Genomic DNA, 22,402 nt, shown 5'->3' with positions numbered 1-22,402 from the left:
TCTCAGTGTTTGTAAAAGATTATATACTATTTTAAAAAAAGTGTAACATGCTATAGATAATTGTACGGTAATTGGAGAAAAGGAGCGAATGTCATGACAAACTTTGTAGAAAGTCTCTATCAATTTGAATGTCATCTTTTTCGTAAAATGAATCGCTATTACAATTCGAAGATTGCAAGCCTGTACTTTCGTGTAGTTACACATTTAGGTGGTGCGACAAGTACAATACTAACCGTTTTGTTGTTCGTATTCTTTTCTTCAGGATCCGTTCGTCTTGTTTCCCTCTCTAGTGCAGTAGCTTTAGCGGTGAGTCATATCCCTGTTCAAATTGTAAAAAAACTATTCCCACGAAAACGTCCATATCTTGTATTAAAGGAAATACATGTAACGAAAAACCCTTTGCAAGATCACTCTTTTCCCTCTGGACATACAACAGCAATTTTTTCTGTTTTAATACCTTTTATCCTTTTTAAGTCATTTAGCCTAATTGCAATTGGCCTACTTTTATTAGGCATTTCTGTCGCAGTATCACGCATTGTTTTAGGGTTACATTACCCTTCCGATGTGGTAATCGGTGGGATTCTTGGAGGATTATCCGGTTATTTTTCTTACTCCTTTATGATTACAACAGTACTATTTTAACAAAACTTTGTTCAGTATGTATAATAATTATAGTCATAGTAAAAGGGAGTGGATTTTACATTGCTAGCAGAGTGGTTGTTATCTTCAAACTATACAGTAGTATTTACAGGTGCAGGAATGTCTACAGAAAGCGGCTTGCCTGACTTTCGATCAAATCATTCAGGATTATGGAAGAAAAAAGACCCTAGTAAAATCGCAAGTATAACCGCACTTAATAAAAATGTAGAAGAATTTATGGAATTTTATCGCGAGCGAGTTATTGGTGTAAAAGAATTTGGTCCCCACGAAGGTCACTTTATATTAGCTCGATGGGAAAAACAAGGAATCATTCACTCAATTATTACGCAAAATGTAGATGGATTTCATCAAGAAGCAGGTAGTAAGCGAGTAGCAGAATTACATGGTACATTACAAAAAGTACGCTGTCAATCGTGTGGGAAGGAATATACAAGTGAAACTTATGTAAATAAAAAATTTTATTGTGATTGCGGTGGCGTTTTGCGTCCAAACATTGTCCTATTCGGGGAAATGTTACCTCAAGATGCTTTTCAATTTGCCCAAGAAGAGGCGGAAAAAGCAGAATTATTTATTGTGCTCGGTTCATCGTTAACTGTCACCCCAGCCAATCAATTTCCTCTCATTGCAAAAGAAAAAGGGGCAAAATTAGTCATTGTGAACTTAGAACCGACAAACTTAGATATTTATGCTGATGAAGTAATCCATGGTGAGAAAATTGGGGAATTACTTAAAGAAATTGATGGTTATATAAGTAATGAATGATGGGGCTATTTTGTTTTAGCCCCATCTTTTTTAAATCACGGACTTCAAATTAATTTCAAGCCACTTAAAAAAATCAATACGGCAAGAACGGCACGGAGCGGTTTTGGTGAGAATTTTGCTGATAAACTGCTTCCAATTAACACACCGGGAATTGAACCAACAAGTAAATTTCCCGTCAATACATAATCAACATTTCCAAGCCCAGCATGTAAAATTCCTGCAATTGTTACAAGAAAAAATGCATGTGCAATATCCGTTCCAACCAATTCACTTGGTTTTAAATTATAAAATAATAACATTGCCACAGCAAATAGAGAGCCAGAACCGACAGATGTTAGACCAACAAGAAAACCAAACAGTAACCCAATACTAATGGTTAAGTACTTTTTTTCGTTAATAGTCTTTGCTTGTATTGGATTTAACTTATTTTTCGGCTTATAGAACGTTTTATAAAGTGTTGTTAGTGCAACAAAGATTAAGACATAGCCTAGCACCATTTTAATGAGTTGCTCTTGATAATGAAAAAAGTTTTCAAACATTCTTAGAAGGAAAACGGCAATAACCGCTCCTGGTAAACTTCCGATACTTAAATGTTTAACTAATTGTAAATTGATTGTTTTTTGCCGCCAATGTCCAATTGACCCAAAAAACTTTGTTACAGAGTTGTAGGCTAAATCTGTCCCAACTGCAATTGTTGGGTTAATTCCTAACAAGATTAAAATTGGTGTAAGTAAGGCAGCTCCCCCAACACCGGTTAATCCGACGAGAAAGCCAACAAAAAATCCCATAAAAATAATGCCCAAACTCATATTTACACGCTCCAAACAATTCTGGAATGAACACATGATTGTCAAAATACATGTGATAATGTATGAAGCGATTTTTTAAAAAGTGCCAGACCTTATAAATTAGTCTGGCATTTCAAGTTACTCTTTATTTTTTTCTTTTTCCTCATCTCCATTTAAGCTGATCTTTTTACAACCTACATAAAGACAAGAGTAAACTTCTAAATCTGGTTTTGCTTTTGCTAATCCTCTAATATAAGGTTGTACAATACTTTTAAAATTCTCACTTACCCCTTCTTCCTCAAGAATTCCATGTGCATACAGCTTTTTTCCATCAAATAAAAGTGCGATGTTGCCTAATGCTTTATCTTCACCATTTACGACATTCAATATTTGAAAATGAGGAGTTATCACTTCAGGTGAAAGGTAAATTTCCAATACGATCTTCTCCTTTTAACTTTTTTTGCTTTCTATTCATGATGGTTACGTAAACTGTAGTTTTTCAAACAAACTATCCACATCATTTTCCTTCTTTTTCCCTTTTTGTTTTTCTCCTTCTTGCTTCTGTACTTTAATAAAGAATAAAGATAATAAACAAACAAATAGTGTTAATCCGGCCGTCGTTAAAAACATCCCAGAACGTGACCACCCCATTAATGTACTATAAATGGGTGGACCAATGGCGACACCAAGAAACCGGACCGAACCATAGATTGACGTAACGAATCCGCGTTTTTCGGACGAAACTGCACCAGTAATAAAACTGTTTAAACAAGGTAAAGCAAGTCCTGTTCCAATACTGCTTACGACAAGTACAGAAAAAAATGGGATTAACTTCTTGAAAAACACGAGAGAAGCAAATGAAATGGTCATTAGTAATAGACCGATAACAATTAACTTTTTCATAAGCTTCATGTTTTTGCCGATTTTACTTCCTGTTATATACGATGTGGTTGTCATAAATAAAAGTGGAATAGCTAAAATGCCACCTTTTATGACACCATCAATTTTATAATCTTTTTCCAACACGTCCGATATGTAAAAGAGTATGCCAAACAATGTGAAGAGGCATGTTGCACCAGTTAAATAAGTGACTGTTAACCAACGGCCTTCAGATTTAAAAATAGATACTAACCCTTTTACATATTGGCCAACGGAAGGAGGTTCTTTCTCTTTCTTTTTTTCTTTAATAAAAAAGATTGTTAATAAAATTGAAATTAGGCAAAAAATTGGAAAAGCAAAAAATGCTGCATACCAAAAAATTAAGGCTAGTAAAGAGCCAATAATAGGGCTAATTACTTTTCCAAAACCGTTTGAGGCTTCAACTAACCCTAAAACTTTACTTTGTTCACCGCCCTTAAATAAATCTCCAGCTAAAGCCATTGCCATCGAAGTCGTCCCGGCAGCTCCTATCCCCTGCATAATTCTACCTACTAAAATCCAAAGATATGCATTATTGAACCATGCAGCTGCAAATCCCGCTAACAACCCACCTAAACCATATAAAGTTAAGGCTGGGATTACGACAGCTTTTCGCGAAAAACGATCGGACAAATATCCGAGTATTGGAATCATGATCGCGGCTGCTATCGAAAAGGCTGTAATAACCAGACTAGTCTGGAATTGACTAATCCCTAGTTCAGATTTCATTTGAGGTAAAATTGGAATTAGCATCGAGTTTCCTAATACAAGGATTAATGGTATAGACCCGATTGCTGTTATCGTTAATCCTTTTGGTTTCTTCTTTGACAAGGATACTCCTCCTGACACTTTTCTAATTCATGCAAAGTTATTGTTCGAAATTTGAACGTAATTTATTCAGTTACAAGTTTTGGACGAATGCCCAATTTATGTGAAAAAAGCCCATAACATACACATTCGCCTACGTTTTGAATAATTTATCTTTAGAAAAGTGAGGTGCAACTGGTATGGATTTTTTAGCGATACCGCAAAGAACGACAGGAAATCGTGAATATGGAATCACATCTGTGATTGACTTAGGTGTTCCGATTCGTCAATTGCAGGCAATTCTTGAAGATTATAGTAAATTTATTGATTTTGCAAAAATTGGTGTTGGCACAGCTTATATAACCCCAAGGTTACAAGAGAAAATTGAATTGTACAAATCATATCATATCAAACCATTTTTTGGCGGAACATTTTTTGAAAAATGTTACCATCAAAATAAGCTAGATCAATATATACAAACATTGAAAAAGTATAGGATAGACTGGATTGAAATTTCAACCGGTACTTTAGAGATTCCATTAGAAGATCGTCTTAAACTGATTTCCAAGTTGAAAGAGGAGTTTTCCTGTTTTGCTGAAGTCGGATCAAAGGACTCGACGAAAGATCTATCGATAACCGATTGGAAACAAGAAATGAAACTGTTACTTGAAGCAGGCGCAACATACTGCATAACAGAAGGAAGAGATTCAGGAACATCTGGTATTTATAACAAAAACGGTGAAGTAAAATCCAATTTAATTCATGCGTTAACAAAAGATTTTAATGTGAATCAACTCATTTTTGAAGCTCCAACGGCCAAACATCAAATGTTCTTTATTAACCATATTGGACCGAATGTGAATTTAGGTAATATTAAATTATCCGATGTTTTAACTTTAGAAGCCGAACGATGTGGCCTTCGTAGTGAAACATTTTTCATGGAGGAATAACATGCTAATTACGCTCATTCGTCATCTCCCAACTGAATGGAATAAAAAAGGTTTATTACAAGGAAAAAAAGATATTCCGATACTGCCAATAACAGAGACGATTCAACAAGACATCCGAAGAAATTTAGTAAGGTTATCAAAAACTCCGCCTCCCTCAATTGTTTTAGCCAGTATGTTGAAAAGAACGCAGCAAACAGCATACTATTATGGATTTCAACCAGTGATTGACGGGTTATTAGATGAACTTGATTTTGGTCCATTTGAAGGAAAAACGAAACGAGAACTTATCAAGATTACAGGTGAAACATGGTTTATTAATCCGAAAGCGTCCGTATTACGGCAACATATAGAAGAATTAGAAATGCGCATTCGTCTTTTTCTCGAAAAATACAAGAATTGTGAGCATGTGTTAGTTTTTGGTCATGGCGCGTGGATTCGAGCACTAATTTCCTATATCAATACCCGCGATGTAACTAAAATGAATCAAATGAAGGTGTTAAATAATCAAATGATCCAAATTGAGTATGTAAAAAGGAGGATGACCATTGAGTAAAAAATTAACTTATGATACGTGGGATGAAACAGAAGTTGCCACGATTCTAGACAAAACATCCGATTATCTCGGCATTTTAAAATGGGCATATTCCGAGTATATGGATAGAATTATCTACGCATGTAGTTTCGGTGCTGAGGGAATCGTTCTTATTGATTTAATTAGTAAAGTAAATAAAGAGGCAAAGATTATTTTTTTAGATACAAATTTACATTTTAAAGAGACGTATGAGTTGATTGAAAAAGTGAAAGAACGTTATCCAAGTTTGCAAATTAAGATGGTTCAGCCAAAATTAACGCTACTCCAACAATTAGAGCAGTATGGTGATGAATTATGGAAACGAGAACCGAACCTTTGCTGCTATTTACGAAAAGTTTCCCCTTTAGAAGAAGCGTTAAAAGATTCAATCGCTTGGATATCCGGCCTACGACGTGAACAATCTGCTACAAGAAAAAACGTTCAATTTATTAATCAAGATCATAAATTTAAAAAGATTAAAATTTGCCCACTTATCCATTGGACTTGGGAAGAAATTTTAATGTATATCGAATTACATCATTTACCTTACAATTCTCTTCATGATCAAGGCTATCCAAGTATTGGCTGTGCCCCGTGCACGAAACCGATTGAAGGAAATGGAGGTTCTCGTTCGGGCCGTTGGGCAGGCACTGGGAAAATAGAGTGTGGCCTGCATATAAACTAGACGTATATTTCTGCTAAATATAAAGAAATGGAGGAAATTTTGTTGACTACAAGTATACCACATGGTGGCCAGTTAATAAATCGTATCGACCTTACAAAGCAAATAAACGAATCCCATAAAATCGTAGCCATTGATGCACTTGAATTAAGCGACGTAGAACTTATTGCCAATGGTGCCTATAGTCCATTAACTGGATTTATGGGGAAAGCTGACTATGAATCGGTTTTGTCGAGCATGCGTCTTTACGAACCCTCTCTACCTTGGTCAATTCCAATAACATTATCTATAGATGAAGTCTTGGCAAATAATATAAGTATAGGAGAAACAATCAATCTTGCCTATAACGGTACCATTTATGCTGAAATGACTGTAACAGACAAATATAAACCAAATAAACAAATAGAGGCGGAGCAAGTGTTTCGTACAACAGATATCAATCATCCCGGTGTAAAAAAACTTTTTTCTCGTAAAGATTACTATGTTGCGGGACCTATTACTTTATTCAAACGACCAAAGAAAAGTCAATTTTCTACTTATTATCTCGATCCGAAAGACACGAGAGAAAAATTTAAAGAATTAGATTGGAAAACGATTGTCGGGTTTCAAACTCGTAACCCTGTTCATCGTGCACATGAATATATTCAAAAATCGGCATTAGAAATTGTTGATGGTTTATTCTTAAATCCACTTGTTGGAGAAACGAAGGCTGACGATATACCTAGTGACGTTCGCATGAAGAGTTATCTTGTCTTACTTAATGAATATTACCCGAAAAACCGTGTATTCTTATCTGTATTTCCTGCTGCGATGCGTTATGCTGGCCCAAGGGAAGCCATTTTTCATGCAATTGTGCGAAAAAATTATGGTTGTACCCACTTTATTGTCGGAAGAGATCATGCTGGTGTTGGCAATTATTATGGCTCTTATGATGCACAAAAAATATTTTCAAACTTTACAATGGAAGAATTAGGTATTCAACCGTTATTTTTTGAACATAGCTTCTACTGTAGAAAGTGTGAAAATATGGCTTCCAGCAAAACTTGCCCACACGATGTAAGTGATCATATGATTTTATCTGGAACGAAAGTGCGTGAAATGTTAAATAAAGGGATTCGTCCACCGAAAGAGTTCAGCCGCAAAGAAGTTGTCGATATTTTAATTGAAGGTTTAAAAGTAAATAAACTTTAGGACACAATCCTCTTGGCAAACAGGCCCGTAGCCTTCACTTAAGCGCACAAGGAAAGTAGGAATTGGAAAATTTATACTTTCTCCTATTAGCAAAATGAGACGATACAAACGAGCATATAAAGGAAGGGTGACAGATGACAAAAAGTACAAATATCGTTTGGCATCAACAAGCCATTTCAAAAAAAGAACGTTCGATAAAAAATGGCCATAAAAGTTGTGTTCTTTGGTTTACAGGACTTTCTGGTGCTGGAAAATCAACAATCGCTAACTCCATTGATATTGTGTTGTTCGAACGAGGTATAAAAAGTTATGTTCTAGATGGAGATAATATTCGTCACGGTTTAAATAAAGACCTTGGATTTAGCGAAATCGATCGAAAGGAAAATATCCGGAGAATTGGTGAAGTAGCAAAGTTATTTGTTGATAGCGGAACGATTGTATCAACCGCATTTATTTCCCCATTTCGAGGAGACCGTTTGCAAGTTCGAAATTTATTTAATAAAGATGAATTTATAGAAGTTTATGTTCACTGCCCACTTTCGATATGTGAAGATCGTGACCCAAAAGGGTTATATAGAAAAGCAAGGAATGGAGAAATAACCGATTTTACCGGAATCACATCCCCTTATGAGGCCCCCCTTCACCCCGAAATTATGATTGATTCAAGTGAGGTAACAATTGACGAATCCGTTCAACTAATTATTGATTACTTGATTGATAAAAAGATCCTAAACGAATAAATCGTTCCGTTTTGAGGTGCTAACAGTACATTTAGCAATACAATTTTTAAGTGAAATCGCAAAGATTTCGCTTTTTTGTTTTTGTTGGTATATCAACATTTATTGGCATTTGGTGTATAAAGTAGCATTGAAATTGGCTGTTATCCGAACGGACCAGGATGATTGTAAAACATTATGCTGAGTACACGGAATACGACGAAAGTGAAATTGTTGATATGTTTCTTCTCAATATTTTGGGAGACGTACAGTTCATTGAATGGATTAAAAACAAGCGAAATAACAAGCGGGTTATAAAAGAACTGGATTTAGAAGAACTAATGGAAGGTAAAGAGATTGGCTAAATTAAAAAGATTATCTACCTTGGATGATAATCTGGTTTCTGTTTTTTCACCTGTTTCTTCAAATGAAGCATCTGACCGAACAAAACAATATAACTTGTTAACCCCGAAGAAATTTGCGACAAAATTTAAAGACTTATTGTTTATGCCTGCTGATTTCGAGTGGAACGGAACAACTTATAAAATTCAGTACAATCATTGCACCAATCCTTTTTGCAAATGGCACGGAATGCCTCAAGAAAAGTTCGCAGCCAAAGGAAGGTTAAGCAGCTACCGTTTATCTGAAACTGACGAAGAAAAGTCTATTATTTGCAATCCTGACCCTGTATCCCCAATGGTTGGTGTCACATTAAATTGTAATTCTATGACAGTTTCCAATTGGTCTGTTGCCTAAGAAATCGCAAGATTGGTGAGAGTTGAAACAGTAAAGGATATTGAGCCTAAGTATTAGTTTCATAAAGAAGATTGTGCAGACGCAGATTTAAGTCCATTTGATAATCCGAAATCATTTTATCGACGAGGGAAAAGTTCCAGCAATTCGCAAAAGTATCAATGCAAAACCTGTAAAAAGATGACAAATGTTCTGCCAACCAAAAGGGAGTGTACCACATGCCATCAGCAGAGAAACGACATTCTACCGATGATTGCAAAACACATCGTAAACAAAACTCCAATTACTAGAACTTGTGAAATCTTAGAAATCGGCAGGAGCACATACTATCAAAAATTGGAATGGTTGTTTCGCTGCTGTCTTGAATTTTTAGATAAACACGAGAAAAAAAGCATTAGAGAATATGAACTTCAAAGAAATATGGCTGAAAACCGATAAGATGAACTATAACCTAAACAATGTCAGGAAAAAGGGTCGAGGCGAAAGATTTGAAGATATGGAAGATACTCAATTCCCAACAAGTATTGTCGTTACTACCGATATTCATTCCAGATATGTTTTTCTTTCGGATGTGGCATACGATTGGGATATTACTTTTGGTGATATTGCGTTGGATACCATCCTTTACAAAGAGGACCATTTAAATGAGTTCGCTAGGAAAAACGGCAGATTTGGTAAATACTCTGCATTCCCGCAACCGCCATCTAAAAACGATACCCAAACGAAATCCGAATATGAAAATGACCTCAAAAAATTTGTAATCAGGGAATGCTATATCGAGGGTCTTCATATTAATGCAACCTATACAACCAGCGCCCATCTTTGGCTCATTAAACAGCTTGTAAAGGCGACAGAATGGCGTTTTGTAACGGATAAGGATAACTCCCTGATGTCATCCATTTACAGGGTGTTTTCAAAGGAAATTAGGTTATCGGATGCCCATCATTTTCTTTGCCAAACTAATAAAACAAAAACAAGGTCACAAGCTCGTAAAGAATTTAAACAAGCCGCAGTGGATTTACTTGATAGGGGGAATAATTCTGGCTATGATACCAAGTCTTTAAGAAAGTTAGCTTATTTAAAACTTGAAGAATTGTTTCATACGCATCATTTTCATAAGGTCGAGTCAGATGGATTCCACAACTATAATGTTCACGCTGGAACTCCGATTGAACATCCATTAGCATCACCAGACCGAGGGTTTAGGTGGGCGGATTGTACAACAGACTTATCCTCGCTGGAACCAGGAGACATAGCCAATCTCATTCTCAATGTAAACGATAATGCAACGAACAATTTTATTCAGCTAATGAGAAGAAGATTATCTGTTTTGGAACGCCCGATTGTGACGGCAAAGACGGGAAGAGTTACAATTATTCCAATTACAACCCGAAGTATGCACAGATGGCTTTTACCATTTTACGGGTGTACTACAACTTTTGTAAGCTGTATAAAACAACAGGATTCAAATCTGAAGTTAGAACACCTGCTCAACGATTCAGTTTGACGGATAAAGTTTTCACTTTAAAAGATGTTATCTATATGAGATAAGGTAGCAGAGGGTTTTGAAACCCACTGCTTTAAAAATGAACTAAGATTTTTTAGAAGTACAACAAAACTAATGTTTATGGACACTTGTTACTGATTTTGCACCATAATTATCATCAAAAATCATACCTATTGAAATAATATGTGTTTGTGCGTCCTATTGACTTTTTCGATTAAGATAAAGTTAATTTACCCAATTGTTAACAGGAGATAATGATTTTTATGTTATTATATAAAAGTAAAATTGGGTTTTTATTTTAATAAATTTTTGTAGGTGATGATTTTTGAAATTTAGGAATGGTGTTTTAATCTCAATCTTGACAGGAATTATAATAGGGATACTTACAGTTTTGGGCCAAGGAGTCCTTCCAGGAAGTTGGAACTCAATCGCTAACTCTGGTGTGTCTTGGCTTTTACCAGCCTATTTTATAGGTGCGATGGGTTCAACAAAAACGAAATCAGCATTATTTAGTATATTAAGCCTTCTTGGAATGGTAGTTGGATACTACGGATATGAAATGCTGATACAAAATGTACCTCATTCAATATATTTTATATTGGTTTGGACTGGAGCAGCAATCATTGGCGGTACCATTTTTGGAATTGCGGGATATTTATGGAGAAGCGGTAAGGGTTTAAAACATAAAATCGGTAGTGCTCTGATTGGCGGAGTGTTTATTACTGAAGGGTTGGATAAATTTATCCATATAAATGACTATCGTCATATGCTTGATATAGGTGTAGTTCAAATTGCAATTGGTATTGTTTTGGTTTTAGTTTTGGAACGTACAAACAAAGAACGAATCAGTTCCTTACTTATAGCTTTGCTAATTGTAGTATTGGGTATTATCGGCTATCAAATTTTGCACATTTTAACCTAGAGATTGAAAATTTAAATTAGAAAAATAGCTTGGAGGACAACCCCCAAGCCGTTTTGTAATTTATGACGTGAATTCATATGAGCATATATTATGATTTACAATGTTATTTTATTTTCAAATTGCGATTTTGAACTCCAAAAGTAGACTCAATAGAATCTAACGGGTTCCGCTTCTTATTGCAAAACATTATTTTTTTTGGGAAAATCCGAAAAAATTGTTGGATGTGTTAAGAATACTTATGCTAAAAGACTGGTTAATATTAACCACTCTTTTAGCTTCGTTTTGACTAAATATGAACGCTATTTCGGTATTTTTTGCGTGTTAATTGCTGTTTTGCACCTCAAAACGGAACGGCTTACTAAACGAATAGGATCTTTTTTCGGTTAATAGGAAGGGGCTTTCCGAAAAGTGATTCCCCCATAATATATGATAATCAAGCATGTTGATATATCGAGGTTTTAAACATGAAAGAAAGGACAGCCAAAAATCAAACACATAAGCTTCTAAACAGCCCTTTCCTACGCATAAGCAGACAAGTGAGGATTCGGCATGATAACAGCAAAGCCGAAAAACTCTCTTCTAGAAAACTACGGCTCTCGCTTTACCAATGTTTATGCCCTAAAATTTTTCTTTATTCACTTTTTTCGCCATGACAATGAAAAATACGGAAAACGTGGAAACTCAAATAAATATATGTAATCGATGACACGTGTGGATACAAATTGACATAATACAGCAAATAAAATAATTTTATAATCGATAACTAGAGAAGTGAGTAAAAAGATACATAAGTTAATCCAAAACATAACAATTCCTGGATTCCAATTGTGCGGTCTAGCAATCATTAATGATGGAATGACCATACCGCCACTTGATGAACCGACCCGAAGTAATGTTCCGACACCAATTCCATATATCATACTACCTAGTAAAATATCAATACTTATGTGAATATGTGTTAAATAAACATTCTCCGTAATTAGTGTAACTGTAAGTGATGTTGTCGCTACGGATAGAATCGTTTTAATTGTCCAAGTAAATCCAAAGTAATTCAGGGCAAAAATTAAAAAAATGGCATTTGCAATCCATAATGAGAAACCAAGCGGTAGATGAAAGAAATAATTGAGCAAGATGGCGAGACCTGCACCACCACCTGAAGGAATACTGTGAGGAAATAAAAATAAAGCCATTGCTAGCCCTTGAATAATTGCACCGAAAAATAGCAATACATATAAGATAATTTGTCGATATAGAACACGAAAGAATTCCATTTCCATTGTTCACCCACTGTCACCGAATATTCCCTCTCGACTACCTTCTTGTCCATTTTATGAGAAACAAGTAAATAATATGATTATAGATCTTTTAGACGAACAAATAGATGAAATCATACTGGCTATTGTTGATATAATTTACGATATTCGTATGTGTAAAGAAAACTTAGGGCTCGAGCCATGATAAGAGCTAAGCCAAAGAGTTCACTGAACGACTTGTTTCGACACGGTGGGGATGGCTAACAAAATTCTTATACACCTATGCGTGATAAAAGTAGATATTGAAAAATTTATATTTTTCAATAAGCTAAGGTAAAAGCGGAACAGAAATAGATTCCATATTTTTCAAACTTGTGTAAAATAAAGATAGATTCATTGAAAAGGGAGGATAGGTATGGAAGATATTATTTCAATTATTATGATTTTTTCTATTCCGATTATCGCTATTGTTACTTCACATATGCGGAAACAAGCGACAATTAAACAAAAATTAATTCAAGATGAAATTGAACTGGAAAAATTAAAGCAAAGTAACTACTTACTTGAAACAGAAAAACTGCGGTTAGAATTAGAGAAAATGCAAAAGAATGACTATAAAAATGATAAAAATCAGTTTATCTAAAGGATGAACGGAACGGTTAAATTCGTTTTATTTTTTGCCTCGAAAAAAGCTGTCCAATGCGAGTAACTTTCAACTGGACAGCTTTTCTTTTTATTATTTGGTTATAATACCCCAGAACTTCCACCATCAATATTAATAGATGTACCCGTAACATATGAAGCAGCATCAGATACTAAAAAAGTAATGACATTCGCAGCTTCTTCTGTATTCCCAATTCGACCTAGGGGTATTTGTTTACCTACTTCTTTTGAATATTCATCCCATGTTAAATCCGGTCGTTGCTTTTTCCACATTTTCTCAATTTGATTACTTTGAATTAACCCGATACAAACTGTATTCACTCGTATACTGTCAGCACCTAAATCTTTACTCATCGCTTTCGTCAATGCCATACCTGCTGAGCGGCTAACACTCGTTGGGAGACTTGAAGCAGTTGGTGTTTTCGCAAGTGCAGCTGTTACATTAATAATGGATCCTCCTCCTCTTTTACGTATATGAGGTATGGCATAACGTGAACAATGGATTGCTCCAAATAATTTCAAATCTAAGTCTTCTCGAAAGAGATCAGTACCTACTTTTTCAAATGGATATGCTGCAGAAGTTCCAGCATTATTAATTAAAATATCCAATCCTCCAAAGTGGGATACGACTTGTTCAACCGCACCTCGACATTCCCCTTCATTTCGTATATCTGCTTGGATAATGAATACATCTTTTCCAGTTTGGTCTTTTATGTATGTACGTGCTGATTCTAACCCCTCATGACCTCTAGCGCAAATCGCAACATCTGAGCCTTCTTTAACAAGTTGCAATGCAGTAAATAAGCCAATCCCTTTACTACCACCGGTTATAAAGGCGATTTTGCCATGCAAACCTAAGTCCATTTCCTACTCCTCCTTTATTTACAGTTATTCCTCATCCACCTTTAATACTTCATAACGAAAACCGTAATATTGATAATTTTGTTTTTGATACATTTCCCGTGGTGTATCCTCACCATCTGCGACTAAAATAACCATTTTATCTGGAAAATGATCCATCACATATTTTTGTAGACATGTCCCAACGCTCAAACTTCGAAACTGTTCTAATACTCCTAAACTATCAATCTCTACCATATGATCTCGGATGATGCAATCAACTGTTCCAACAGGATCCCCCTTATAATAACCAAGTAATTGCAAAACGGACGTATTATGAAAATTTTGCTCATGAATGATTGCTTTATTATCAGCAAATTGCTCTCCGAACTGTGAATCAAACTCATACTGTATTTTAAGGTATGTTGGAAAAGATTCCTCTTCTACAGGATAAACAGCTACATCTGGATTTACATTGCGAGAAATAAACTGATTTGGACGAATAGCATATAATTCGGTGAAACTACATTGATAATTTTCCCGATTAAATACGTTCATTAATTCATTTGTAGGTTTCTGATTTGGTGGAAAATAAAATTGAATATGGTTTTGCCCGTTTAATTTATGAAAATTTAACAAGTAAATAGCAGTGGAATGAAACTCATTTAATGTTGGCATCGTTTTAAACTGAATAAAATTCCCACTATAATAATTTTTCATTTCAGGAAAATGGACATGTGTATATAAGTCTGTCTCAGAAACCGGTTGACCATAATAGTGAATATCATTATATGTAATTAGCAAAGACAACACCCTCTCATTCGGGATAAAGTTATTTGTATGTTTCGGAAAAAGTGATAACAAAAAGTGATGGAATTGACAGAAATATTATAACATTTTATAAAGGATAAGAAAAGAGGACTGACCAAAAAGATCAGACCTCTTATTCTGCTTATTCTACTTCATCAGCATCTTTACTGTAGTTATATTTTGTTCGGTCAATTGGCGTAAACCCATCAGGTGTATAGAACCGTAATAAGTCGCCATTAACTACTTTATCTGATAATTGTAGTTTATAATCCACTTCTTCTTTATATTCGTTGGCTAATTTAAGTTCATTTTCATCTAATGGAAGACCAGTTTTTGCATCGTAATATTTCCCGCCTAGTGAATAAATTGTAGGACTAACAAAATCACCGTTACGAAAGGCAACAACTTCATTATGGTGTTCTGATAATAGATCAGAACCAAATTGCACATAATCTTTTGTATCAATGCCGAGTAAATGCAATAGAGTAGGTAATACATCTACTTGACCACCAAACGTATGAACAGTGCCTCCTTCAATTCCTGGTACATGAATAAATAAAGGTACACGTTGTAAATTTGCACTTTCGTAATCGTCAACTTCTTTACCAATCACTTGTGCCATTGCCTTTTTATGGTTATCACTTATACCATAATGGTCGCCGTATAAGATAATGACGGAATTATCGTATAATCCAGCCTCTTTTAATTGATTAAACATTTGTTCCATCGCTTCGTCTTCATAACGTGCAGTTTGGAAATAATTATCAACTGTTTTGTCACCTGTATCTGCTTTATCAATCGTTGCTAAATCTTCATCTAAATCAAAAGGATAATGATTAGAAACCGTAATAAATTTTGTATAAAAAGGTTGTGGTAATGTTTTTAATAAATCCATTGATTGTTCAAAAAATGGTTTGTCCATTAAGCCATATTCAGCCAAATCCATTTCGTCTGATACATTATAATAATTTAAATCAAAGAAATGATCGAAACCAAATGATTTATATATTTCGTTTCTGTTCCAAAAACTACCACTATTCCCATGGAAAACAGCAGATGTATATTTGTGATCCTTAAAAATTGCAGGAGCCGCTTGATACGTATTTCGACCTTTTGTAATATAGGCAGATCCTTGTGGCAATCCAAAAATAGAGTTTTCTAATAAAAATTCTGCATCTGATGTTTTACCTTGTGCAGTTTGGTGAAAGAAGTTGTCAAAGTACAATGTGTTTGGATCTTTTGTTAATGAATTTAAAAATGGAGTTACTTCTTCTCCGTTTAATTTATAGTTAATTAGAAAGTTTTGCGTTGATTCTAAGTGTAAATAGATTACATTCATACCTTTAGCTTTACCAAAATATTTCGGATTTGGTTCGGCATAGTTTGATTTCGTATAGTTGATAACTTCTGTAATATCATTACTATCTGCAAGAACCCTTTGTGCAGAGGCTTTCGTGCTTTCAACCGTATCATAAATCGTGTAATTGTACATACCTAAGTATTTCACGATATAGTTCCGGTCAAAACCGCGAGTTAATAATTCAGGACGATCTGCTTCAGCAAGCCCCAAATTTAAGCAAGAAATTCCGAGCGCTAAAGAAATAATTGCAACGGCTTTTTTTCTGTTCGTATCATGTGTTTCTTTTGCAATTCGTTTCGAAGCTCGTAAATAAATAATGAATGCCCAGTCTACAAAAAATAGAATATCATATGGTTTTAGTAAGGCTAAAATCGTGCCACCTAAGCTGCCAAAGTTTTGTGTTTGGAAAATCGTAGGTAGTGTAATAAAGTCACTGAAGAAACGATAGTACACAACATTGGCATATAGAAGGATGCTCATTAAACCGTAAATAACGACAAGAGCGGTATATCTTTTTCGATTTTTAAATAAAAAGGAAAATCCAAGAAAAAGCATGACAGAACCTAAAGGATTAACTAACAATAAAAATTGTTGCATTGCCCCTTCTACGCCAAGACTAAACTGGGTTTGTTGAGTAATATACGTTTTTGCCCAGAGTAGTAAAACCGCAAAAAAGTAAAAGCTCATGAATTTATTCAAAATCGTTCTGTTCTCTTTAACAAGTAAGTTGTTCATAATTACACCTACCTCTAGTTCATATTCTTGCTTTGTATTCAATTGTTATACTGTAGCAAGGAGAACAACATTTTTAATAATTTCTTAGTATAAAATTTACATGGATTACATCTTAGGAAAATATAAAAGTAGTAAATTAACCTTATACAAGTATATAACTATACTTCAAATTCTAATTTTGTCAAGTAAAAAAACAAAAGGAACATTCACTATTTGATACCTTGCTTTTCTTATTCATCTTACCAAGTGATATCATAACACTTTTTTTAGCTTTTTTCACTAATTTCACATGATTATTTTCTTGGCTAATATGAAAGTGAAAATCTGTCAATTTCTATTTCTTATACACATAAGCGTACAAGGAAGGCTTCGAGCATTGCATCAAAGTTGAAAATCTCCCTTTCTCATCAAGCAAACTCTATTCTAGATTGCCTAAAAAGTCTCTATCGTCCCTAAGTTTTCTTTGTATAAGGAGTTTTCATTATGATAGATGACTCGTTTACCATAAATCACCTTGTTCTTGTTTTAACTTTTTCATTTTTTCCACCCATTCGTCAACAGCATTTTTAATTTCATTTACTCGATCTTTAATTTCATCATATTTTTCGCTTTTCAAGTCATTAGCTAATTCAATAACTGTCTCGTATTGATCTTGGATGTTCCGCTTTAACTCATCGTAATCTTCATCACTTATTAAACTATTTTCATTCATTACAGATAATGCATGTACATATCGTTCATTTTCAGCTTCCGCAATATTCTTAATGTTTTGAATTATAGGATCTACCCGATTCATCTCCGCAAGTTGCTCCCATGGTCCTGGAGCTTTCGTAAAAGCCCAAGCTAAGTCACCATGAGAAGGAAGCATCCATTTCTTTTCGATTGTTTTATTCATTTCTTCAGCATTCTTAGCATAGAAATAATCACCGTTGCCAGCTTCTGCAACCTTTTTTAATTGATCTTCCGCTTTTTTATCAACTTGGAAACCAATAATATTGACTTGGCTCTCCGGGTTTTTATTCGCAAAATTTTTAGCAGCTTGTACAGGATCACCGTCACAAGTTTCAACACCATCACTTACAATATAAATGGTGATTGTCCCTTCCATATCTTTCGTCATATCAAATGCTTTTTCAATCGCTCCAGCAAGTGGTGTCCACCCTTTACTCTCAAATGAATCAAGCGCTTGATTAAAGGCTTTCTTATTATACGCTCCTAATGGATATATTTCTTCTATTCCCGAACACGATAATCCTTTATCCTTATCACTTTCTGAACCTTTATGACCATAGACAACTAATGATACATCACTTTCTTGTCCAATATTTTCTGCAAACGTACCAACTGCTTCTTTTGCGATATCCATTCGTATACGATTCTCAGAACTAAGGAGCATACTGGAACTGGCATCTAATAAAATAATAGCCGACTTTTTATCCGTACTATTGGCTTTATCTTCCTCAGTCGTTTCTGATGTTGGGTCTGGTAAATGTGGGTCTTTGAAATTTGGTTTAAAGTTTGTGGCCTCTTCAATAACTTCACGATAATTTGGACTTCCTAACAAATAGATGAGCCCTTTTTGAATCTCTTCAACATCTTTCGTCTCTTTAAGTAAACGCTTTAATTGTTCTTCTAATCTTACACCATCTACTAATGATTCTGGATCTCTTGCTAATTCTTGTTCTAGAGAAACTTTTTCACCTATTAAAATTCCTCCAGGCTGCTTTTTAAGTTCATCAAGTGTTGAACTGATTATAATCGGACCATAATCCATTGCAATTTGTTTTTCAGCCTGATTCTTAAGTCCATTCTTTTTATTATCAAGATTCGTACCCGTTTTTTCGTCAGAATGACCGCAACCACTTATTACAAACAATAGTAAAAAAATAACCAACAGATAACTATATTTTATTCTCCACATAAACGAACCCTCCCATAATAACCCCATTTATAGGTTTACAAAAAATGAGTCATTAGTCAACGTAACAAAAGGACTATATTCAACCTATGAATTGGACATTGTTTCGAAAGTTTGGATGATTTTTATAGGTAAATAGATAGATAAGATTATAGATTCCGATTTTTCCTTCTTCAACAGTAGGTCATTTATAGTAAAATAAATATATGATGTTCCTTAAGAAAGGATGAGTAAAATGGATGTTAAATTTGATCACCTTGTACACTTTTCTTATAATCCAAATGAATTAAAAGAACAATTTTGCAAACTTGGTTTTCACGCAATTGATGGGGGGAAACACGAAGAATGGGGCACGTATAATTGTCTCTGCTACTTTAATGCCTTACGTTATATTGAATGGATAGGTGTAGAAAATGAAAGCATAGCAAATAAAACGACCAATCCTCTCATTCAACAAGTTATGGAAGATTATAAATTTGGAGAAAGCTTTTCACAATTAGCCTTTCGTACAGAAAATATGAATCATCTCTTTCAACATGTAAAAAATCAAGGTTTAACACCGATTGGTCCTTTTCCTGGAAGTAGAAAAAAAACGAATGGTAAAGTGATTCAGTGGTCTCTCCTTTTTGTTAAAGATGAAAACGAACTTGGACGATTTCCTTTTTTCATTGAATGGAAAGAAGACGATTGCAGGCGAGCGGAAGAATTAGATTCATTAGCCAGCCATCAACACGGAAGAGCTTCATTAGAATACATTTGTTTCTTTGTTGCAAATCAACAGAACGTAATCGACAATTATCAACGATTGTTTCAGATTAAAAAGGATTCGATTCATTGGCGTACGGATTCGTTTGGAACTTATGAAGAATTAAATATTGGAGGAATCTCTTTACGTTTTTATCAAACGTTTAAAAATCGTCATTTGAAAGCTAGCCATCCTATCCTTTGTGGAGTAAAAACTACGGCTTTCGAACAAATCGCAATGCTTAACAATGGAATGTATCACTTCTACAAGTAAATTCTTCTGTTTTATAAGAAAAGTCCTCCATTAACTAACGTATCCAGAGTCACTTCATTAACTAAAAAATGTGACTTAAGTCATTTTTTGATTAAAGTTTCAAAGAAAAGATAAAACTTCGTGTGTAAGCTCCTATCATTCAGTAGAACAGCTATTCAACCTTCTATCGGGCGTCTAGAACCCTTCTAGATGACCGTTTTATCCTTTTTTACCGCGATTTGGGCACCTATCCGAGTAAAACTTCCTTTATTCCATTGTGGCCCTATAAAGAAAGCTGAAGGACGCTCGAGCCTCCTTAGATCGCATAAGCATATAGGAAAGAGGGAATTGGAAAATTTTTACTTTCCTTTTAGCCAAGAACTTTATTCATCCTTATCCGTCGCTACATCATGATCATAATAGGAAATAGGCCCTTTCATACATAGAGCCTATTCATTTTCCTCTCTACTATATTCATATTGCTCTCGGTTAATTGGTGTAAAACCAGACGGCGTATGGAATCGTAACAAATCACCATTAACAACCTTATCAGATCGTTCTAATATGTTGGTGACTGAATTATTATATTCATCTGCAACATTTAACAGCTCATTATTATCGGTAATTTCGCTACCAGTTTCGCCATCATACAACACCCCATTTATTGAGTATATTTCTGGAGAAACAAAGTCCCCGTTGCGAAACGGTACAATTTGTTTATGTTGGTCGGAAAATAAGTCGGTTCCAAAATGAATATAATCCTTCGTATCAATACCCAACAAATGTAGTAATGTTGGAAGTAAGTCAATCTGACCCCCGTACGTATGGTTCGTTCCACCCTCCATACCAGGTACCCGAATAAATAAAGGTACTCGTTGTAATCCAGCTTGATCATACGGTGTAATTTCTTTTCCAAGTAGTTGACTCATCGCTTCAATATGTTTTTCCGAAAGCGCATAATGATCCCCATACATAATAATAATCGAATGATTGAGTAATCCTTCTCGTTCTAATTCATTGAAAAACTGAGCTAATGCTTCGTCTGCATATCTCGCTGTTTGAAAATAATGATCGACAATATCATCACCTGTTGCAGCTTTATCTATCGTTGCGAGTTCAGGGTCGAGATGAAATGGATGATGATTAGAAACGGTAATAAATTTTGTATAGAATGGTTGTGGTAATTTGGTTAATAAATCCATCGATTGGTCAAAAAATGGCTTATCCATTAGTCCATACTCTGCTAAATCATTCGAATCGATTTCATAATAGTCGGCATCGTAAAAATGATCGTAACCAAATGATTTATAAATTTCGTTACGGTTCCAAAAGCCGCCACCATTTCCGTGAAAAACAGCAGATGTGTATCCATAATCTTTTAATATCGCTGGAGCTGCTTGGTACGTATTGCGTCCATTTCTCATAAATGCTGAGCCTTGCGTGAGTCCATACAATGAATTTTCAATTAAAAACTCAGCATCAGCTGTTTTTCCTTGAGCTGTTTGATGAAAGAAGTTATCGAAATATATAGTGTGAGGGTCCCGAACCATTGAATTTAAAAATGGTGTGACTTCCTCCCCATTTAATTCGTAATCAATTAAAAATTCTTGTATGGATTCAAGATGGATGTAGATGACATTCAACCCTTTTGCTATACCATAATAGTCCTTATTCGGTTCTGCATAGTTCGATTTCGTATAATTGAGCACTTCTGTTATATCATTACTATCTGCGAGTACACGTTGCGCTGTTGTTTTTGTACTTTCAACTGCATCATAAACAGTATAATTATACATGCCTAAGTACTTTACAATATAGTTCCGGTCAAAACCTCTTGTGAGAAGCTGTGGACGGTCTGCCTCCGCTAACCCTAAATTCATCGTTATTATACCAAGACTAATAGAGAGAATAACGAGTGCTTTTTTCCGTTCAATATTTGTAAAATCAATTTGTATCATTTTTGTTGCAAATAAAAGGATGAATAGAAAAAAGTCTAAAAGGATAAAGAAATCAGATGGTTCGAATAAAGCGACAACACTCCCACCAAGGTTTCCGAAGTTTTGTGTTTGGAAAATATTTGGTAACGTTATAAAATCAGTAAAATATCGATAATACAGTACATTTGCAAATAGTAAAATAGACAATGCCCCATACATTGTGAGAACATACGTGTACTTTTTTCTTCCTTTAAAAAGGAAAGCAATACCGAGAATGAATAGTGATGAACCGAGTGGGTTTAATATTAATAGAAAGTGCTGAAAAACACCTTTCGTCCCTAAGTCAAATTGAGTTAACTGAACAATATATGTTTTCATCCATAACAAAGTAACGGCTACCAAATAAAAGACAACAAATCTATTTAGCGGTTTTAGTCTTTCTTTTAAATTAGTAATCATCATCATTCATCCTTAAAAGAAAATTTTCACTATAAAAATAAGTAAGAGATAGATTGTGCTTTCATTACCTATTAAAATAGAATTTTTTTCTTCCTCTTACTCTCATTAATATACGTTACATATTAAATTGTCAAGTAATTTCCGTTGATATATACTTGTTTAGCTTTATGGATTGGAGGGTAGCATAGTCATATTCCATTATG

Annotated in this window: 22 protein-coding genes; 13 read left to right on the top strand and 9 right to left on the bottom strand. The window is 34.7% G+C overall.

What is annotated here, in order from left to right; translation table 11 throughout:
- Window positions 1-93: 93 nt before the first annotated feature.
- Window positions 94-642: a phosphatase PAP2 family protein gene (locus BN2144_RS14280; RefSeq protein WP_033828905.1), complete on the top strand. Its 549-nt coding sequence runs from the start codon at window positions 94-96 to the stop codon at window positions 640-642.
- A 60-nt stretch (window positions 643-702) separates the two neighbouring features.
- The gene (locus tag BN2144_RS14275; protein ID WP_033828904.1) at window positions 703-1,422 is read left to right on the top strand and encodes an NAD-dependent deacylase; all 720 of its coding nucleotides are present in this window, start codon (window positions 703-705) and stop codon (window positions 1,420-1,422) included.
- 44 nt (window positions 1,423-1,466) lie between these two features.
- Here the strand turns inward: BN2144_RS14275 and BN2144_RS14270 are convergent, their stop codons facing one another.
- From BN2144_RS14270 to BN2144_RS14260, 3 genes are all read right to left on the bottom strand, one after another.
- Window positions 1,467-2,231, bottom strand: coding sequence for a sulfite exporter TauE/SafE family protein (locus tag BN2144_RS14270; protein WP_033828903.1), 765 nt, complete (start codon window positions 2,229-2,231; stop codon window positions 1,467-1,469).
- 117 nt (window positions 2,232-2,348) lie between these two features.
- Window positions 2,349-2,645 carry a hypothetical protein gene (locus tag BN2144_RS14265; RefSeq protein ID WP_033828902.1) on the bottom strand — a complete coding sequence of 99 codons (297 nt, stop codon included), beginning with the start codon at window positions 2,643-2,645 and terminating at the stop codon, window positions 2,349-2,351.
- Window positions 2,646-2,690: 45 nt separating this feature from the next.
- Window positions 2,691-3,959 (bottom strand): MFS transporter, encoded by a 1,269-nt coding sequence (locus BN2144_RS14260; RefSeq protein WP_033828901.1) that lies wholly within the window; start codon window positions 3,957-3,959, stop codon window positions 2,691-2,693.
- A 176-nt stretch (window positions 3,960-4,135) separates the two neighbouring features.
- On the opposite strand from BN2144_RS14260, the gene BN2144_RS14255 reads away from it, so the two are divergent.
- The 9 genes from BN2144_RS14255 to BN2144_RS14220 all read left to right on the top strand — a co-directional run bounded on the left by BN2144_RS14255 (window position 4,136) and on the right by BN2144_RS14220 (window position 11,227).
- Entirely contained in the window at window positions 4,136-4,885 is a 750-nt protein-coding gene (locus tag BN2144_RS14255; protein WP_033828900.1) for a phosphosulfolactate synthase, read from the top strand.
- A 1-nt stretch (window position 4,886) separates the two neighbouring features.
- Window positions 4,887-5,438, top strand: a complete 552-nt coding sequence (locus BN2144_RS14250; RefSeq protein ID WP_033828899.1) for a histidine phosphatase family protein — start codon at window positions 4,887-4,889, stop codon at window positions 5,436-5,438.
- Entirely contained in the window at window positions 5,431-6,141 is a 711-nt protein-coding gene (locus BN2144_RS14245) for a phosphoadenylyl-sulfate reductase (RefSeq protein ID WP_033828898.1), read from the top strand. Before BN2144_RS14250 ends, BN2144_RS14245 begins: the two co-directional genes overlap by 8 nt.
- 42 nt (window positions 6,142-6,183) lie before the next feature.
- Window positions 6,184-7,329 carry a sulfate adenylyltransferase gene (gene sat, locus BN2144_RS14240; RefSeq protein WP_033828897.1) on the top strand — a complete coding sequence of 382 codons (1,146 nt, stop codon included), beginning with the start codon at window positions 6,184-6,186 and terminating at the stop codon, window positions 7,327-7,329.
- A 134-nt stretch (window positions 7,330-7,463) separates the two neighbouring features.
- Window positions 7,464-8,069 (top strand): adenylyl-sulfate kinase, encoded by a 606-nt coding sequence (gene cysC, locus BN2144_RS14235; RefSeq protein ID WP_033828896.1) that lies wholly within the window; start codon window positions 7,464-7,466, stop codon window positions 8,067-8,069.
- A gap of 158 nt (window positions 8,070-8,227) precedes the next feature.
- Window positions 8,228-8,410 (top strand): hypothetical protein, encoded by a 183-nt coding sequence (locus BN2144_RS14230; RefSeq protein ID WP_230199751.1) that lies wholly within the window; start codon window positions 8,228-8,230, stop codon window positions 8,408-8,410.
- Entirely contained in the window at window positions 8,403-8,801 is a 399-nt protein-coding gene (locus BN2144_RS20445) for a hypothetical protein (protein ID WP_230199750.1), read from the top strand. Before BN2144_RS14230 ends, BN2144_RS20445 begins: the two co-directional genes overlap by 8 nt.
- 400 nt (window positions 8,802-9,201) lie before the next feature.
- Window positions 9,202-10,305 (top strand): hypothetical protein, encoded by a 1,104-nt coding sequence (locus BN2144_RS20440; RefSeq protein WP_230199749.1) that lies wholly within the window; start codon window positions 9,202-9,204, stop codon window positions 10,303-10,305.
- 325 nt (window positions 10,306-10,630) lie between these two features.
- Complete coding sequence (locus BN2144_RS14220; protein WP_033828894.1) at window positions 10,631-11,227, top strand: DUF6518 family protein; 597 nt, start codon at window positions 10,631-10,633, stop codon at window positions 11,225-11,227.
- A 635-nt stretch (window positions 11,228-11,862) separates the two neighbouring features.
- Here the strand turns inward: BN2144_RS14220 and BN2144_RS14215 are convergent.
- Window positions 11,863-12,498 (bottom strand): YitT family protein, encoded by a 636-nt coding sequence (locus BN2144_RS14215; RefSeq protein ID WP_042338007.1) that lies wholly within the window; start codon window positions 12,496-12,498, stop codon window positions 11,863-11,865.
- 397 nt (window positions 12,499-12,895) lie between these two features.
- On the opposite strand from BN2144_RS14215, the gene BN2144_RS14210 reads away from it, so the two are divergent.
- Window positions 12,896-13,123, top strand: coding sequence for a hypothetical protein (locus tag BN2144_RS14210; protein WP_033828892.1), 228 nt, complete (start codon window positions 12,896-12,898; stop codon window positions 13,121-13,123).
- A 101-nt stretch (window positions 13,124-13,224) separates the two neighbouring features.
- Here the strand turns inward: BN2144_RS14210 and BN2144_RS14205 are convergent, their stop codons facing one another.
- The 4 genes from BN2144_RS14205 to BN2144_RS14190 form a co-directional block, all read right to left on the bottom strand.
- Complete coding sequence (locus BN2144_RS14205) at window positions 13,225-14,007, bottom strand: SDR family NAD(P)-dependent oxidoreductase (protein ID WP_033828891.1); 783 nt, start codon at window positions 14,005-14,007, stop codon at window positions 13,225-13,227.
- 24 nt (window positions 14,008-14,031) lie between these two features.
- On the bottom strand, window positions 14,032-14,787 hold the full coding sequence (locus BN2144_RS14200) for a GNAT family N-acetyltransferase (RefSeq protein ID WP_033828890.1): 756 nt from the start codon (window positions 14,785-14,787) through the stop codon (window positions 14,032-14,034).
- A gap of 148 nt (window positions 14,788-14,935) precedes the next feature.
- Window positions 14,936-16,888 (bottom strand): lipoteichoic acid synthase, encoded by a 1,953-nt coding sequence (locus tag BN2144_RS14195; protein ID WP_033828889.1) that lies wholly within the window; start codon window positions 16,886-16,888, stop codon window positions 14,936-14,938.
- 499 nt (window positions 16,889-17,387) lie between these two features.
- Entirely contained in the window at window positions 17,388-18,809 is a 1,422-nt protein-coding gene (locus BN2144_RS14190; RefSeq protein WP_050632328.1) for a VWA domain-containing protein, read from the bottom strand.
- Between the two features lie 232 nt (window positions 18,810-19,041).
- Between BN2144_RS14190 and BN2144_RS14185 the strand changes: the two genes are divergently transcribed.
- Complete coding sequence (locus BN2144_RS14185) at window positions 19,042-19,824, top strand: VOC family protein (RefSeq protein WP_033828888.1); 783 nt, start codon at window positions 19,042-19,044, stop codon at window positions 19,822-19,824.
- Window positions 19,825-20,252: 428 nt separating this feature from the next.
- On the opposite strand, the gene BN2144_RS14180 is transcribed toward BN2144_RS14185, so the two are convergent.
- Complete coding sequence (locus BN2144_RS14180) at window positions 20,253-22,205, bottom strand: lipoteichoic acid synthase (protein ID WP_033828887.1); 1,953 nt, start codon at window positions 22,203-22,205, stop codon at window positions 20,253-20,255.
- Window positions 22,206-22,402 lie beyond the last annotated feature (197 nt).

Source organism: Bacillus andreraoultii, assembly GCF_001244735.1.
GTDB lineage: Bacteria > Bacillota > Bacilli > Bacillales > Caldibacillaceae > Caldifermentibacillus > Caldifermentibacillus andreraoultii.
The sequence above is the reverse complement of the archived record's forward strand: the minus strand, read 5'-3'. Positions and strand labels throughout refer to the sequence as shown.

Coding starts and splice junctions, on each gene's coding strand:
- BN2144_RS14255 (WP_033828900.1), top strand. CDS start 4,136: ATGGATTTTTTAGCGATACCGCAAAGAACGACAGGAAATCGTGAATAT.
- BN2144_RS14230 (WP_230199751.1), top strand. CDS start 8,228: ATGATTGTAAAACATTATGCTGAGTACACGGAATACGACGAAAGTGAA.
- BN2144_RS14205 (WP_033828891.1), bottom strand. CDS start 14,007: ATGGACTTAGGTTTGCATGGCAAAATCGCCTTTATAACCGGTGGTAGT.
- BN2144_RS14280 (WP_033828905.1), top strand. CDS start 94: ATGACAAACTTTGTAGAAAGTCTCTATCAATTTGAATGTCATCTTTTT.
- BN2144_RS14190 (WP_050632328.1), bottom strand. CDS start 18,809: ATGTGGAGAATAAAATATAGTTATCTGTTGGTTATTTTTTTACTATTG.
- BN2144_RS20440 (WP_230199749.1), top strand. CDS start 9,202: ATGAACTTCAAAGAAATATGGCTGAAAACCGATAAGATGAACTATAAC.
- BN2144_RS14250 (WP_033828899.1), top strand. CDS start 4,887: ATGCTAATTACGCTCATTCGTCATCTCCCAACTGAATGGAATAAAAAA.
- BN2144_RS14215 (WP_042338007.1), bottom strand. CDS start 12,498: ATGGAATTCTTTCGTGTTCTATATCGACAAATTATCTTATATGTATTG.
- BN2144_RS14185 (WP_033828888.1), top strand. CDS start 19,042: ATGGATGTTAAATTTGATCACCTTGTACACTTTTCTTATAATCCAAAT.
- cysC (WP_033828896.1), top strand. CDS start 7,464: ATGACAAAAAGTACAAATATCGTTTGGCATCAACAAGCCATTTCAAAA.
- BN2144_RS14210 (WP_033828892.1), top strand. CDS start 12,896: ATGGAAGATATTATTTCAATTATTATGATTTTTTCTATTCCGATTATC.
- BN2144_RS14270 (WP_033828903.1), bottom strand. CDS start 2,231: ATGAGTTTGGGCATTATTTTTATGGGATTTTTTGTTGGCTTTCTCGTC.
- BN2144_RS14180 (WP_033828887.1), bottom strand. CDS start 22,205: ATGATGATGATTACTAATTTAAAAGAAAGACTAAAACCGCTAAATAGA.
- BN2144_RS14195 (WP_033828889.1), bottom strand. CDS start 16,888: ATGAACAACTTACTTGTTAAAGAGAACAGAACGATTTTGAATAAATTC.